16 protein-coding genes are annotated in these 13,537 nt (G+C 69.4%); 10 read left to right on the forward strand and 6 right to left on the reverse strand.

Annotation, left to right across the window (positions count from 1 at the left end):
- Positions 1–59 precede the first annotated feature (59 nt).
- Genes hisH through AAC997_RS10570 form a run of 4 tightly spaced genes read left to right on the forward strand, consistent with a single transcriptional unit; the run spans position 60 to position 2,540 of the window.
- The gene (hisH, locus tag AAC997_RS10555; protein ID WP_340645657.1) at positions 60–692 is read left to right on the forward strand and encodes an imidazole glycerol phosphate synthase subunit HisH; all 633 of its coding nucleotides are present in this window, start codon (positions 60–62) and stop codon (positions 690–692) included.
- Positions 689–1,411 carry a 1-(5-phosphoribosyl)-5-[(5-phosphoribosylamino)methylideneamino]imidazole-4-carboxamide isomerase gene (gene hisA / locus AAC997_RS10560; RefSeq protein ID WP_340645658.1) on the forward strand — a complete coding sequence of 241 codons (723 nt, stop codon included), beginning with the start codon at positions 689–691 and terminating at the stop codon, positions 1,409–1,411. The genes hisH and hisA overlap by 4 nt, the downstream gene beginning before the upstream one ends.
- Positions 1,411–2,208, forward strand: coding sequence for an imidazole glycerol phosphate synthase subunit HisF (gene hisF, locus AAC997_RS10565; protein ID WP_340645659.1), 798 nt, complete (start codon positions 1,411–1,413; stop codon positions 2,206–2,208). The genes hisA and hisF overlap by 1 nt, the downstream gene beginning before the upstream one ends.
- Positions 2,205–2,540: a phosphoribosyl-ATP diphosphatase gene (locus tag AAC997_RS10570; RefSeq protein WP_340645660.1), complete on the forward strand. Its 336-nt coding sequence runs from the start codon at positions 2,205–2,207 to the stop codon at positions 2,538–2,540. The genes hisF and AAC997_RS10570 overlap by 4 nt, the downstream gene beginning before the upstream one ends.
- A 31-nt stretch (positions 2,541–2,571) precedes the next feature.
- On the opposite strand, the gene AAC997_RS10575 is transcribed toward AAC997_RS10570, so the two are convergent.
- The gene (locus AAC997_RS10575; RefSeq protein ID WP_340645661.1) at positions 2,572–3,201 is read right to left on the reverse strand and encodes a hypothetical protein; all 630 of its coding nucleotides are present in this window, start codon (positions 3,199–3,201) and stop codon (positions 2,572–2,574) included.
- 47 nt (positions 3,202–3,248) lie between these two features.
- On the opposite strand from AAC997_RS10575, the gene AAC997_RS10580 reads away from it, so the two are divergent.
- Positions 3,249–4,175, forward strand: a complete 927-nt coding sequence (locus AAC997_RS10580) for a CPBP family intramembrane glutamic endopeptidase (RefSeq protein WP_340645662.1) — start codon at positions 3,249–3,251, stop codon at positions 4,173–4,175.
- A gap of 22 nt (positions 4,176–4,197) precedes the next feature.
- On the opposite strand, the gene AAC997_RS10585 is transcribed toward AAC997_RS10580, so the two are convergent.
- Entirely contained in the window at positions 4,198–4,506 is a 309-nt protein-coding gene (locus tag AAC997_RS10585) for a polyhydroxyalkanoic acid system family protein (protein ID WP_340645663.1), read from the reverse strand.
- A gap of 115 nt (positions 4,507–4,621) precedes the next feature.
- On the opposite strand from AAC997_RS10585, the gene AAC997_RS10590 reads away from it, so the two are divergent.
- From AAC997_RS10590 to AAC997_RS10600, 3 genes are all read left to right on the forward strand, one after another.
- Positions 4,622–5,035: a hypothetical protein gene (locus tag AAC997_RS10590; RefSeq protein WP_340645664.1), complete on the forward strand. Its 414-nt coding sequence runs from the start codon at positions 4,622–4,624 to the stop codon at positions 5,033–5,035.
- 98 nt (positions 5,036–5,133) lie between these two features.
- Positions 5,134–7,050 (forward strand): pyrroloquinoline quinone-dependent dehydrogenase, encoded by a 1,917-nt coding sequence (locus AAC997_RS10595; protein WP_340645665.1) that lies wholly within the window; start codon positions 5,134–5,136, stop codon positions 7,048–7,050.
- Positions 7,051–7,116: 66 nt separating this feature from the next.
- Positions 7,117–8,385 (forward strand): cation:dicarboxylase symporter family transporter, encoded by a 1,269-nt coding sequence (locus AAC997_RS10600; protein WP_340645666.1) that lies wholly within the window; start codon positions 7,117–7,119, stop codon positions 8,383–8,385.
- On the opposite strand, the gene AAC997_RS10605 is transcribed toward AAC997_RS10600, so the two are convergent.
- Genes AAC997_RS10605 through timA form a run of 3 tightly spaced genes read right to left on the reverse strand, consistent with a single transcriptional unit; the run spans position 8,382 to position 10,695 of the window.
- Positions 8,382–8,909: a Smr/MutS family protein gene (locus tag AAC997_RS10605; protein WP_340645667.1), complete on the reverse strand. Its 528-nt coding sequence runs from the start codon at positions 8,907–8,909 to the stop codon at positions 8,382–8,384. The genes AAC997_RS10600 and AAC997_RS10605 overlap by 4 nt on opposite strands.
- Positions 8,906–10,027 carry an MltA domain-containing protein gene (locus AAC997_RS10610; protein WP_340645668.1) on the reverse strand — a complete coding sequence of 374 codons (1,122 nt, stop codon included), beginning with the start codon at positions 10,025–10,027 and terminating at the stop codon, positions 8,906–8,908. The genes AAC997_RS10605 and AAC997_RS10610 overlap by 4 nt, the downstream gene beginning before the upstream one ends.
- 47 nt (positions 10,028–10,074) lie before the next feature.
- The gene (gene timA / locus AAC997_RS10615) at positions 10,075–10,695 is read right to left on the reverse strand and encodes a TIM44-related membrane protein TimA (RefSeq protein WP_340645703.1); all 621 of its coding nucleotides are present in this window, start codon (positions 10,693–10,695) and stop codon (positions 10,075–10,077) included.
- 166 nt (positions 10,696–10,861) lie between these two features.
- Here timA and secB point away from each other — a divergent pair, with 166 nt between their 5' ends.
- Together secB and fabV are read left to right on the forward strand one after the other, a co-directional pair.
- A complete protein-coding gene (secB, locus tag AAC997_RS10620; protein WP_340645669.1) occupies positions 10,862–11,359 on the forward strand; it encodes a protein-export chaperone SecB in 498 nt (165 codons plus the stop codon).
- A 134-nt stretch (positions 11,360–11,493) separates the two neighbouring features.
- Positions 11,494–12,672, forward strand: coding sequence for an enoyl-ACP reductase FabV (gene fabV / locus AAC997_RS10625; RefSeq protein WP_340645670.1), 1,179 nt, complete (start codon positions 11,494–11,496; stop codon positions 12,670–12,672).
- On the opposite strand, the gene lpxA is transcribed toward fabV, so the two are convergent.
- On the reverse strand, positions 12,669–13,460 hold the full coding sequence (gene lpxA, locus AAC997_RS10630; RefSeq protein ID WP_340645671.1) for an acyl-ACP--UDP-N-acetylglucosamine O-acyltransferase: 792 nt from the start codon (positions 13,458–13,460) through the stop codon (positions 12,669–12,671). The genes fabV and lpxA overlap by 4 nt on opposite strands.
- Positions 13,461–13,537: the final 77 nt, after the last annotated feature.

Genomic DNA, 13,537 nt, shown 5'->3' on the forward strand with positions numbered 1-13,537 from the left:
GACCCCAAAACCCATGGTCACGCTCCGTCGACCAAGGGCGTCCTCTAGGAATCAGTTCCATGCAGAGTGTCGCCCTGATCGACTACGGGTCGGGCAACCTTCGCTCGGCCGAAAAGGCCCTGGTGAAGGCCGCCGACGGCGCGAGCCAGATCGTGGTCACCTGCGATCCGCAAATCGTGGCCGCCGCCGACCGCATCGTCCTGCCGGGCGTGGGGGCGTTTTCAGCCTGCATGTCGGCGCTTTCCGAGCGTCCCGGCCTGATCGAGGCCATGACCCAGGCGGTTCGCGCCAAGGGCCGGCCCTTCCTGGGCATCTGTGTCGGCATGCAACTGCTGGCCACCCGTGGCCTGGAGTTCGGCGAGACGCCCGGCCTGGACTGGATCGGCGGCGATGTCCGTCGGGTCGAGCCGAGCGATCCCGCCGCCAAGATCCCGCACATGGGCTGGAACACCCTGGTGTCGCCCCGTGGCCCGGACATGATCGCCGCGATCGCGGGCGAGCCGATGTACTTCACCCACTCCTTCGCCTTCTATCCGGACGACGACAGGGACGTCGCCGCCTGGGTCGATCACGGGGGACAATTTCCAGCGGCTGTCGCCAACGGCAACATCGCGGGCGTACAGTTTCACCCTGAAAAGTCGCAGAGCGCCGGGCTTGCCCTCCTGGCGCGCTTCCTGGAGTGGCGACCTTGATCCTCTATCCCGCGATCGACCTGAAGGACGGCCAGTGCGTGCGCGTCCTGCACGGCGACCTGACCACCGCAACGGTCTTCAATTCCTCGCCTGCGGACCAGGCTCGCCAATTTGTGGAGAGCGGGTTCCATTGGGTCCACGTCGTCGACCTGAACGGCGCCGTCCAGGGTCGGGCGATCAATGAGAAGGCCGTCGAGGCTATCCTTGAGAACGTCTCCATCCCGGTCCAGCTCGGCGGCGGCATCCGCTCCATGAAGGACATCGAGCGCTGGATCGAGGCGGGCGTCTCCCGCGTGATCCTGGGCACCATCGCCGTCACCGAGCCCGAGATCGTCAAGGCCGCGGCCCGCGAATGGCCCGAACAGATCGCCGTCAGCGTCGATGTGCGGGCCGGCAAGGTGGCGACCCAAGGCTGGACCGAGAGCTCCGACCTCGACGCCGTCACCGTCTCCAAGCGCTTTGAGGACGCCGGCGTCGGCGCCCTGATCATCACCGACATCGACCGCGACGGCACGGTGATGGGCTTCAATGTCGAGGCCTTCGGGGCCATCGCTGATGCGGTGAACATCCCGGTGATCGCCGCCGGCGGCCTGGCCAGCGTCGACGACATCGTGCGCCTGCGGGCCCGCAAGGGTGTGCCGATCTCCGGCGCGGTCCTGGGTCGGGCGCTCTACAACGGCGCCATCAGCCCGGCCGAGGCCCTCAAGGTCGCCGCCTGATGCTGAAGGTTCGCGTCATCCCCTGCCTGGACGTCAAGGACGGCCGCGTGGTGAAGGGCGTGAACTTCGTGGCCCTGCGCGACGCCGGCGATCCGGTGGAACAGGCCACGGCCTATGACGCGGCCGGCGCCGACGAGCTGATGTTCCTGGACATCACCGCCAGCCACGAGCGGCGCGGCGCCATTCTCGACGTCATCGCCCGCACCGCCGATGTCTGCTTCATGCCGCTGTCGGTGGGGGGTGGCATCCGCCAGGTGGAGGACGCCCGCCGCCTGCTGCTGGCCGGGGCCGACAAGATTTCCGTCAACACCGCCGCGGTGGAGAACCGCGACCTGATCAGCGCCTGCGCCGACGCCTTTGGCTCCCAGGCGGTGGTGGTGGCGATCGACGCCAAGCACGGCACGGCCCGGACCGGCTCGGGCGGCCGCAACGACGGCTGGGAAGTCTATACCTATGGCGGCCGCACCGCGACGGGGCTGGACGTGGTGGAATACGCCGTCGACGCGGTGAAACGCGGCGCGGGCGAAATCCTGCTGACCTCCATGGACCGCGACGGCGCCAAGACCGGCTACGATATCGACCTGCTGGCCGCCATGACCGCGGCCGTCAACGTACCGGTGATCGCCTCTGGCGGCGCCGGCAGCGCGGCTCACATGGTCGAGGCCGTGACCAAGGGCGGCGCCGACGCCGTCCTGGCCGCCTCGATCTTCCATTTCGGGGAAGTCTCCATCGGCGAGGTCAAGCGCGCCATGGCGGGGGCTCATATTCCTGTTCGCCTGACGGAGGCCTTCGCATGAGCCGTTTTTCCGAGACGATGGAGCGCCTGGCCGCCACCATCGAACAGCGAAAGGGCGCGAGCCCTGAGAGCTCCTACACCGCCAAGCTGCTGGCCGAGGGGGTCGAGCGCGCCGCCAAGAAGCTGGGCGAAGAGGCCGTCGAGGTGGTGATTTCGGCGGTCCAGAAGGACAAGGACGGCCTGGCCGCCGAGAGCGCGGACCTGATGTACCACTTCCTGGTGGTGCTGGCCGCGTCCGGGGTCACCCTGGACGACGTGGCCTCCTGGCTGGAAAGCCGCGAAGGCCGCTCGGGCCTCGAAGAGAAGGCCTGGCGCAAACGCTCGGAGACTTAGAACCGCTTCTCCCCTCCCACGGGTGGGAGAGCTAGAACGGCCACCAGCTCCAGAACCAAGTGACGATCCGCGCCCAGAGACCGTCGAAGGACTGGCCCACCACCTTTTCCACCGGGTTCTTCGGCGGGGTCGGTACGAACCAGCTCGGCGCGGCGGGCGGGGCGCAGTTCATGCGCATGCCGACACCCTTCAGATAACCCCTGCGCACCTCGCCCGCGCGGATGGCGGCCTGAATCTTCTTGTCGTGGCGGGCGGCGCCGGTGAGCTTTCGCACCCAGCCGCGGAACGGCAGCAGACTGCGACTCTCGCCGCGCAGCTCGGATATCCCCGCATCCTTGATCGCCCCGCCGACCTTCTGGGCGCGCGTCCGGGTGTCAGGCGCCGGGGCCTCGTCAAGGTCGGGACCCAGAGCCCCGTCCAACCGACCGATTTCTCCGGCGATGGGCTCGCAACGGGAGAGACCCTCCATGTCGTAGGGATCAGCACGCGCCCGCAACAGGACGTCGGGGATGCCCTTCTGCTTGAGGTTCAGATCCTCGAGCGGGGCCAGGGCCGCGTCGCGGAAGGTGTCCTTGTCCTGCATGACGCCGCGATCGGCGGCACGAGCGACGCCGACGACGGACAAAAGAGTGACGGTGACGGCGAAAGCAGCGGCGCGCATGGGGCCACCATAGTCGAGCTCACCGACGCGCGCTAACCTCAGCCCTCATGATCCCAGCCCTCGACGTGCTCGCCGGACGCGCGACGCCGCCCTTTCTCGCTCTGACGGCCCCGCGCGACCGCAGCTGGCGGTGGGTGGCGTTGATGGTGGTGGTCGGACCCGTCGCCGCTATCGCCCTCAGCTTCCTGGTGATCCTGGCGGTGTTCGCCGCCGGGCGGTTCTCGGGCGTACCGGTGAATGTGATCGGCGGCGAGCTCTCCGACCTGCCCCGGCTGCTGAAGTCGTCGGTCTACATCTTCGAGGTGGGGGTGGGTCTGGCCGCGGCCGCGGCGGGCCTGCTGTTGGCCGCGCGCCTGATCTTCCGCAGGCCCTTCCGCAGCTGGATCACGGTGGCGCCGCGCTTTCGCTGGAGTGCGCTCGCCTGGGGTGCGGCGGCGGGCGTCGTCGCCATCATGGTCCTGAACCTGCTCTCGGTGTTCCTGCCGCAGAGCGGGGGCGAGGCGCCGATCCTCGACGCGGGCGAGCCCCTGACCCAGCGACTGGTCTACGTCGCGGCCTGCGGTCTCGGCTTCCTGATCGCCGCCTGGGCCGAGGAGGTGGTGTTCCGAGGTTACCTTTTGCAGCAGGTGAGCGCCTTCACGCGCCGCGTCTGGCTGGTGCTGCTGATCAACGGCGTGATCTTCGCCCTCTTCCACCTGGAGTTCGACCCAGGCGCACTGGCGGCCCGCGCCCTGCTGGGCATGGTCTTCGCCTGGGCGACCCTGCGGCTCGGGGGCCTGGAGTTCGGCATCGGCGCCCACGCCGCCCAGAACCTGGGGGTCGCCATGTTCGGCGAGGTGCTTCTGCCCGGCGGCCCGGAGGCCACGCTGAAGCTCAGCGACCTGGGCTTCGAACTGGTCCTGGCCGTGGTGATCCTGGCCTGCGTCGAATGGCTCTATCGGCGTCGCAGCCTGGCCGCCCCCGCCGTCGCCTAGACCCCCGCGGCGCGACCAAGTCCTACTTCAACAGCAGCTGGCCTTCCTTCTGCACCCGACCCTTGATCTTGCCGGCCAGCAGGGCGAGCACATTGGGCAGGTTGATGGTCATCAGTACGGCGGCCTCCTGAACATCCAGGTGGCCGGTGACGTGCTGGCCCATGGCGGCGACAGAGAAATCCAGGCGATCGCCGGTCCAGGTCTTGGTGAGCGCCTTAGTGGCGGCCTCGCCGAACTGCTGGCTGATCTTGCCAAACCCCTCCTCGATGCGCTGGCGCGCAGTCGCCGCGCCCAGATCATGGGGAATGGTGATGGTGATTGGCTTGCTCATGTCGAACCCTTCGCGCTGACCTCTACTAACGACCCTGGGGTGCTTGAGGTCCAGCCCGGAACAAAGCGCGGGCCTGTGGATTGTTTTAACAGAATCCTAATCAGGCGGGGCCGCCATGACGCAAATCCTTCAACGACTGTGCGGACTGACCGGAGCCTTGGCCCTGACCACCTTCGCGGGCGCGGCCCACGCGCAGACCCCGTGCCAGGGTTCGGCCCCCGCCGTCGGGGCGGAAATCCGTGGTCCGGTGCTGGAGGTTCTCGACTCTGAACGGCTCTGCGTCGCCCTCGGCGCCACACCCGACCAGTGGGTCGAGGTGGCCCTCGCCCCGGAACCTCTGCAGAAGACCTCGGCGCATCCCGCCAATCGCGGCTCGCTGATGGCTGTGGCCTTCGCCCAGAACGTGACCTGTCAGATCGTGGACATGGCCGCCGGCCTTCCGGTCGCCGCCTGCCGCCTGGACGACCTGTCGGTCCGGGCGCTGACCCGCGAGCCCGCCGCCTACACGGCCGGCCAGGCCTGGCGGTGAGCCTTTCGCGATCGGACGCACCTGCCGCTCGTCCCGGCGGGCCCGCCGTTCGTCCCAAACCGCTTTGACCTCAGGGCGTCCAGCGCTCTGATGAGCGCATGAGCCGATACGCCCTGCCCCTGCTCGCCGCCGCAAGCCTCGCCGCCTGTTCCGCGCCCCCCGTCGCCCCGGCGCCCGACGCCGGCTGGGCCCACTATGGCGGTGACGCCGGCGGCCAGCGCTATTCCGAGGCCGCCCAGATCACGCCGCAGAATGTCGGGAGGCTGAAGCCGGCCTGGAAATTCTCCACCGGCGACATGGAAACCAAGGGCGCGGCCATGGATCGGGCTTCGTTCCAGGTCACCCCGATCCTGGCGGCGGGACGGCTCTACCTCTGCTCGCCCTTCAACGAGGCCAGCGCCATCGATCCGGCGACCGGAGCGTCTCTTTGGCGCTTCGACCCGAAGCTCGCCACCGACATCCGCTATCCCAACGACTACAACTGCCGGGGCCTGGCCTATTGGAGGAACCCCACAGCCCCGGCCGATGCGCCGTGCGCCGAGCGGGTGTTCATGAACACCAATGACCGGCGGCTGTTCGCCCTGGACGCCGCCACCGGCCAGGCCTGCGCAGGCTTCGGAACCGAGGGCTGGGTTCCAGCCATCCCCGGCGTGAAGCTCACGCGGCCCGGCGGCGCCCAGATCACCTCACCGCCGGTGGTGACCCAGGGGCTGGTGATTGTCGGCTCCTCCATCGACGACAATCAAAAGGTCGACGAGACCTCCGGCGCCGTCCACGCCTTCGACGCGGTGACGGGCGTGCAGAAGTGGCGGTTCGATCCGCTGGACAGCGTGCGCCCGCAGATCCGCGCCGGCGCCGCCAATGTCTGGGCCCCGATGTCGGTGGACGAGGACCGGGGCCTGGTCTTCCTGCCCACCTCCAGCGCCAGTCCCGACTTCTACGGCGCGGCCAGGCCGGGGGATGGCGGTCACGCCAACTCCGTCGTCGCCCTGAAGGCGGCCACCGGCGAACTCGCCTGGGGTTTCCAGACCACCCACCACGACGTCTGGGACTACGACGTCCCTGCCCAGCCGACGCTGGCGACGGTCACCTATCGCGGCGTGACCTCGCCGGCCGTGATCCAGACCACCAAGCAGGGCCTGCTCTTCACCCTCAACCGCGACACCGGCGTCCCGATCATTCCCGTGGTGGAGCGCGCCGTGCCACAGGGCGGGGCGATCGGCGAGGCCCTGTCGCCGACCCAGCCCTTCCCCATCGCGCCCAAGTCCCTGGCGCCCAACAGGATCGCGCCTGAGGACGCCTTCGGCCTGACGCCGTGGGACCGCGCCGCCTGCCGCAAACTTCTGGAGGGCGCCCGCAACGAAGGACTCTATACCCCGCCCACGACGCGGGGGACGATCATCTATCCGTTCACCGGCGGCGGCTCGAACTGGGGCGGCGTCGCCTTCGATCCGGCTCGCCAGATCGTCTACGCCAACACCTCCAGCGCCCTGCACAAGGTGACCCTGATCCCGGCCGAGACCGTGAAGGCGGCCCGCAAGGCCCAGCCGGACGTGGAGATCAGCCCCAATGCCGGCGCCCGCTACGGCATGAAGCGCGAACTGCTGCGCTCGCCGCTGGGCCTGCCCTGCAACCCGCCGCCCTGGGGAGAACTCTCGGCCATCGACATGCACGACGGCCGCGTCCTGTGGCGCGCGCCCCTGGGCACCACCCGCGACGTCGCCCCCGGCTCGCAGTGGCTGATGCGCAGGACCGGCGCCCCCAACTTCGGCGGGCCCATCGTCACCGGCGGCGGCCTGGTCTTTATCGGGGCGGCCATGGACAACTACCTGCGCGCCTTCGACGCGCGCTCGGGCAAGGAACTCTGGAAGGGCCGCCTGCCCGCCGGCGGCCAGGCCACCCCCATGACCTATGTCTGGAAGGGCCGGCAATATGTGGTGATCGCCGCCGGGGGCCATTCGAAGTCCGACACCAAGCGCGGCGACCAGCTCGTCGCCTTCGCCCTGCCCGATTAGGGAACCCGTTGGGCCAGAGCGGTTTTTTCGCTGGCGCGGACGCACGCGCGCGGTGAACCTGACCCCATGACCCTGACCACCCGCGTTCTCATCGGCCTGGTGGCCGGCCTCGCCGCCGGCGCCGCCGTGGCCGCCTTCCTCCCCGGCTCTGCGCCGCAGATCATCGCCGTCGCCGAGCCGGCCGGCGGGGTCTGGCTCGACGCCCTGAGGATGACCATCATACCGCTGGTCTTCGCCCTGCTGGTCACCGGGGTGGCCCAGGCCGCCGATACGGCCCGGGCAGGAGGGGACGCGGCGCGCACGCTGGGCCTGTTCGCCGTGCTTCTGGTGCTGTCGGCCACTTTCGCCGCCCTCGCCACCCCAGCCCTGCTGGCGATCTGGCCCGCGCCGGTGGAGGCCGCCCAGGCCCTGCGCGCCTCAGCCGAGGCCGCCCAGGGCGAGATTCCGCCCACCCCCACCATCCAGGAGATGGTCAAGAGCTTCATCCCCACCAATCCCGTGAAGGTCGCCGCCGACGGGGCCATGGCCCCCCTGGTGGTCTTCGCCCTGGTCTTCGGCCTGGCCGCCACCCGTATCGCCGCCGACAAGCGCGCCTCCCTGTTCGGGTTCTTCGAGGCGGTGAAGGACACCATGATGACCCTGGTCCACTGGGTGCTGTGGGCCGCGCCCTTCGGCGTGTTCGCCCTGGCTCTGGTCACCGGCGCGCGGACCGGGTTAGGCGCCGTCGGCATCCTTGGCCACTATGTGATCATCGTCTCGATCATGTGCCTGAGCATGGCGGCGGTCGCCGTGATCCTGGCGGTGGTGTTCGGCAAGGTTCCCTTCATGGCCTTCGTCCGCGCCATGATCCCGGTGGAGGCCGTGGCCATCTCCACCCAGTCGTCGCTGGCCTCGCTGCCCGCCATGCTGGACACCGCTCAGCGTCTCGGAGTTCCCGACAAGGTGCGCGGCACGGTCCTGCCGATGGCGGTGGCCCTGTTCCGCATGACCAGCCCGGCCGGCAACATGGCCGTTGTGATCTATGTCGCGCACGTCTGCGGCGTGCCGCTGAGCCCCCTGGTGCTGGTGGTGGGCGTCCTGGTGGCCGCCACGGTCAGCCTGGCCGCCGTGGGCATCGCCAGCGCCGTGACCTTCTTCACCACGCTCGGCCCCATCTCCATGGCCATGGGCGTGCCGATGGAGTTGCTGCCCCTGCTGCTGGCGGTGGAAACCCTGCCCGACATCTCGCGGACCATCGGCAACGTCACCGCAGACGTCGCGGTCACCACCATGGCGGCGGAGTGGAGCCTGGACGAAGACGCGGAGGGTCAGCTGCCGCTTCCCGAACCAACCTAAGCGCGCGGCTTGCGCTTCAGCGCCACATAGAGGGCGCCCTCGCCACCGTGGTTGCGGTGGGCTTCGGAGATTCCGGCCACCACATCGCGCAGCGCGGGGCTCGACAGCCATTCCGGGGTCATGCGGCGCAGGACCCCTCCGCCGCGCGCGCCCTTGCCGGTGATCACCAGCACGGCGCGGTCGCCGCGGTTCCAGGCTCCGAGCACGAACCCCTCCAGGGCGGACTTGGCCTGCATCTGGTCCATGCCGTGCAGGTCGATGCGGCCCCCGATCTCCTCGCGCTCCCTGGCGATGCGATGCCTGCGGCGCGGCTCGATGTCGTCTGGCCCCAGCCAGGGGTGAGGCGGACGCTTTGGCGCGGCCTTTTCCGGGATCGAGATGCGGGCGGCGGGCGCATTGTGGTCGATCTGAGCGGCGAGCGCGTCGCGTTCGGCCTTGGAGACGGTTCGGCCCGGCATCGGGTGGACTGTGGCCGCCACCATGGACCACAGGCGCAGTTCGTCGGGCCGGATCGGCCGTTTCACCGGCCGGGACCGACCCTGGGAACCAGACGGTGCATCCGCAGGGTATGGCGCACGCGACCGGCCTCGGTCCCGGCCCGCTGACCCTGGCCCAGATAGAGGTCGGCGCGCACCTCGCCCTTGATGGCGCCGCCGACGTCCAGAGCCGTGACCAGCCGCCGGTAGGTGGGAAAGGCGCCGTTGAGGATCGGGGCGACACCATCGATCCAGAACAGCTCACCGCTGGCATGCCGGCTGGGGTCCACCGCGATGGCGCGGCCGGTGGGCAGGGGAATGCCCGCCGAGCCCACGGGCGGCCGCCCGTCGTCGGGGGCGGTGGTGAAGAACACGTAGCGCGGGTTCAGCCGCATGATGGCGTCGGCGTCGCGGCCGCGATGGTCGGCCAGCCACTGGCGGATCGCCTCGCCCGAGGTGTTGTTGGCCGCCAGCAGGCCGCGGTCGCGCATGGGGTTGGCGATACCGGCGAAGGTCCGGCCGTTGGTGGCGGCGAACAGCACCTTCATCCGCTTGCCGTCCGGATAGGTGACCACGCCCGAGCCTTGGACCTGCAGGAAGAACAGCTCCTCGGGCCGCATCCAGGCGAGAACCTGGACAGGCTGCGAGGTTTCGATGGCCGTGCGGTCGGGATAGGGGCCAAGCTTGCCGTCGGGGCCGCGCTGCTGGGCGTCGCGGCCGCCCTGGCCGCTGGCCACCAGGTCGGCGGGCTTGGGACGGACGGGGGCGGAGAATTCAGCATCGGGCCGCGCCCGCGCCTCATATTCCGGCGCGTAGTAGGCGGTCAGCACACCCTCGCCAGGGACCAGCTCGGGTCGGAAGTTGTCCTCGAAGAACGCGCGGGCCTCGCTCTGCGCCAGCAAGGGCCGTGACCGCGCCCGGCGGCAGATCTCGCCCATGGCCGCATCACGCGCCGCGCCGCAGGTCGCCCGATAGGCTTCGAAGGCTCCGGCGTGATCCTCGGCGGCCCAGCCCGGCAGGTCGCTGAACTGCTCCACGACGGGCGCAGGCGCCGGCCTGGGCGTCGGGCGCGGCGAGGGAGAAGGCGTGGGCCCGGGCTTGGCGGTGGCGCAGGCGGCCAGGGTCAGGGCGCAGGCGGCGGCCAGGAGGATCTTCAACGGGGCCACGACGGACTCCAGGCTGGACCGGCGGGAGCCGGGATGAGCGGGTGGTCCTACGCCTCGGCGGCGTCGACGCGGACGAGGATCCAGTTGGGGTCGCGGCTCTTAAGATTGCGTTCGAAGGTCCACAGTTCGGCGGTGCGGCGGTCATCGACCCCCTCACCCTCGGGGCCCTTGGTGCGGCTGCGGAACTCCGCCAGGAACCGGACGGTGACCTGAGCGGTGTCGCCCGTCACATCGGCCTTCTCCAGGTCGGCGCGGGGCGGATGGGAAAATTCGACGATCTCTGTGCGACCTTCGGTCTCACGCCGGGCGATCTCGGCGTCGAAGCTGGACAGGATGCCAGGGGCCAGCAGATTGCGCAGGGTGTCGCGGTCGCCGGCGGCGAAGGCCGTGACGATCATCTCATAGGCGCCCTTCGCCCCGCCCAGGAACCGGGGAAGGTCGAAACTTGAGTCCCGGGCGCGCACGGCGGCCAGGCCTGACAGCGCCACGCCCTCGGCGGCCTCGGCGGCCTGGGGCTCCTCGCCGTCCAGCCGCGCCGGCTTGACCGTTGCAAGGGCGGAGTCGGTCGCGTTGTCCTCAGGCTGGCGCCCGACCCTGCGGCCCAGCACCGAATAGAGCTGGTACAGCACGACCACGGCGAGGCCCGCAAAGATGATCAACTCTAAGATCGGCAAAACACTATCGCTTCGTTGGAGACGAGGGGTGAGCTTCAATATAGGACGTTGCAACGCCCCCGTCAGGGGCGACGTTGCATCGGCGAAAGTCGCATGATAGCAGCGCCGGTCCCAAACAGGGCGTGAATGGACGTCCTTAGAGCACGGAATCTTCGCCACCATGAGCGACACTGACGCGGCCGGCCAGGAAAACGGCGTCGATATCGGACTACCTGAGCCTGGAATCCGGATTCTCGCCCAATTCATCCGCGACCTCAGCTTCGAGAATCCGCGAGCTCCCGACAGCCTGCGCGCTGGCGCCAGCCAGCCTTCCATCGACATGGGCGTGGAAATGAACGCCCGCGGTCGCGACGACGGCTTCTTCGAGGTCGATCTGAAGCTTTCGGCCCGCGCCACCCGCGAGGACGGCCCTGTCTTCCACGTCGAGCTGCTGTATGGCGGCGTCTTCGAGATCGCCGGTGTGCCGCAGGAAGAGCTCGAGCCGGTGCTGCTGGTGGAATGCCCGCGCTTCCTGTTCCCCTTCGCCCGCCGGGTGATCGCCGACGTCACCTCGGACGGCGGCTTCCCGCCCTTCCTGCTCGACCCCATCGACTTCGCCGGGGTCTATGCCGCCCGCAAGGCCCAGGCCGACGGCGCGAGCCAGGTCGGCAACGCCTAAAGACAAACCCGCTCACCTCGGCGAAGGCCAGGGATCCAGGCGCGTCCTGGATTCCCGGCCGGCGCGCGCGCCAGAGACCCGCTTTCCCTGACCGCGAGCCCGTGTATCTTCCGCGTCCACGAAAAGAGGCGCCCATGATCATCGAGCCCCGTATCCGCGGTTTCATCTGCACCACCGCCCATCCCGCCGGCTGCGCGATGAGCGTCCATCAGCAGATCGGCTATGTGACCGGCCAGGGCGAGATCCCAGGCATGGCCAAGCGGGTGCTGGTGTTGGGCTGTTCGGCCGGCTACGGCCTGGCCTCGCGGATTGTGGCGACCTTCGGCGGCGGCGCGGACACCGTTGGCGTCTCCTTCGAAAAGTCACCTTCCGAGACCAAGACCGCCTCGGCCGGCTGGTACAACAACCGCGCTTTCGAGGCCGAAGCCGCCAAGGCGGGCCGCAAGGCGATCACCCTCGACGGCGACGCGTTTTCCGACGCGATGAAGGCCGACACCATCAAGACCATCGCCGACAATCTCGGCCAGGTGGACCTCGTGGTCTATTCCATGGCCGCCCCGGTGCGCACCCACCCCAAGACCGGCGAGACCTTCCGCTCGGCCATCAAGCCCCTGGGCGCCCCGGTCACCGTCAAGACCCTGAACACCGACAAGGGCGAGGTCTTCGAGACACAACTGCAGCCCGCCACGCCCGAAGAGACCGCCGGGACCGTCGCGGTGATGGGCGGCGAGGACTGGGAGATGTGGATGGCGGCGCTCTCGGCCGCCGGCGTGCTGGCCCCCGGCTTCAAGACCCTCAGCTACACCTATATCGGCTCGGAACTGACCTGGCCGATCTACTGGAAAGCCACGCTGGGCAAGGCCAAGGAAGACCTCGACCGCGCCGCGGCCGCGATCCGCAAGGAACATGGCGACCACGCCGCCCGCGTCGTCTCTCTGAAAGCCGTGGTGACCCAGGCCTCCTCCGCCATCCCGGTGGTGCCGCTCTACGGGGTGGTGCTGTTCAAGGTGATGAAGGAGATGGGGCTGCACGAGGGCTGCATCGAGCAGATCGACCGCCTGTTCCGCAGCGTCCTGCCGGGCCCGGAGAGCCTCGACGACGCCGGCCGCGTGCGGGTCGACGACTGGGAGCTGTCCGAACCCGTTCAGGCCGAGGTCAAGCGGCGCTGGGCGCGGATCTCGACGGAGACCCTGCCGGAGCTGGCCGACCTGGCAGGCTTCCGATCCGACTTCCTGAAGATCTTCGGCTTTGGCCTGGCCGGCGTCGACTACGCCGCCGAGCAGGACCCCCAGGTGGTTCCCGCCATCGCCTAGGCGGCAAGTTTGCGGCTGCGGGGCGTGGAAATGCAGCCCCGGCCGGAGCTTTCCAGGAATTCCACGAGGGCTGTCGTGCAGGCCCCGGCGCCTAGCCGCGCGGCGGCCAGCCGGTCTTCCATCGACCCTGTCCCCAGGAACAGGGTGCGATAGGCGCGGCGCAGCCCAGTGATCTCGGCGGCCGTGAACCCGGCCCGTTTCAGGCCCACGGCGTTCAGACCCGCCAGCCTCGCCCGGTCCCCCTGCACAAGGCAGAAGGGCGGCACGTCCTGTGTGACGATGGCCCCGCCGGCCACGAAGGCGTGGGTTCCGATACGGCTGTGCTGGTGGATGGCGACGAGGCCGCTGACCTGGGCGAAATCGGCGATCTGCACATGACCGCCGAGGGTCGCGGCATTGGCGAGGCGTATGTCGGCGCCGAGCACACAGTCGTGGGCCACGTGGGCGCCGGCCATGATCAGGTTCCGGGACCCGATCTTCGTCGGAGCCGGTCCCGTCGAGGCGTGAACGGTGACGAATTCGCGGAAGACGTTGTTCGAACCGATAGTCAGCGCACCGGCCTCACCCGCCCAGCCGTCGACCTGGGGCCCAGCCCCGATAGCGCAGAACTGCAGGAACCGGTTGCCCGGTCCCACCACCGTAGCGCCCTCGATCACCGCGTGGGGCCCCACCACATTGCCGGGAGCCAGCCTCACCTGCGGCCCGATCACCGCGTAGGCGCCGATCTCCACGCCCTCGGCGACCTGGGCGCCGGAAGCGATGACGGCGGTGGGATGGATAGCGCTCATGCGACGACCCTGGGATGGCGGACCGACTGCGACAATTCAACTTAGGTGTCCGATTGCGTCGCTCCGCGGATGGTAAC

The organism is Phenylobacterium sp., from assembly GCF_037968635.1.
Lineage (GTDB): Bacteria > Pseudomonadota > Alphaproteobacteria > Caulobacterales > Caulobacteraceae > Phenylobacterium.

Excerpts from the sequence above, each read along its gene's own strand:
- secB (WP_340645669.1), top strand. The coding sequence starts at position 10,862 with ATGAGCGACACTGACGCGGCCGGCCAGGAAAACGGCGTCGATATCGGA.
- AAC997_RS10595 (WP_340645665.1), top strand. The coding sequence starts at position 5,134 with ATGAGCCGATACGCCCTGCCCCTGCTCGCCGCCGCAAGCCTCGCCGCC.
- AAC997_RS10600 (WP_340645666.1), top strand. The coding sequence starts at position 7,117 with ATGACCCTGACCACCCGCGTTCTCATCGGCCTGGTGGCCGGCCTCGCC.
- AAC997_RS10570 (WP_340645660.1), top strand. The coding sequence starts at position 2,205 with ATGAGCCGTTTTTCCGAGACGATGGAGCGCCTGGCCGCCACCATCGAA.
- AAC997_RS10575 (WP_340645661.1), bottom strand. The coding sequence starts at position 3,201 with ATGCGCGCCGCTGCTTTCGCCGTCACCGTCACTCTTTTGTCCGTCGTC.
- AAC997_RS10580 (WP_340645662.1), top strand. The coding sequence starts at position 3,249 with ATGATCCCAGCCCTCGACGTGCTCGCCGGACGCGCGACGCCGCCCTTT.
- hisH (WP_340645657.1), top strand. The coding sequence starts at position 60 with ATGCAGAGTGTCGCCCTGATCGACTACGGGTCGGGCAACCTTCGCTCG.
- lpxA (WP_340645671.1), bottom strand. The coding sequence starts at position 13,460 with ATGAGCGCTATCCATCCCACCGCCGTCATCGCTTCCGGCGCCCAGGTC.
- hisF (WP_340645659.1), top strand. The coding sequence starts at position 1,411 with ATGCTGAAGGTTCGCGTCATCCCCTGCCTGGACGTCAAGGACGGCCGC.
- AAC997_RS10585 (WP_340645663.1), bottom strand. The coding sequence starts at position 4,506 with ATGAGCAAGCCAATCACCATCACCATTCCCCATGATCTGGGCGCGGCG.
- AAC997_RS10590 (WP_340645664.1), top strand. The coding sequence starts at position 4,622 with ATGACGCAAATCCTTCAACGACTGTGCGGACTGACCGGAGCCTTGGCC.
- fabV (WP_340645670.1), top strand. The coding sequence starts at position 11,494 with ATGATCATCGAGCCCCGTATCCGCGGTTTCATCTGCACCACCGCCCAT.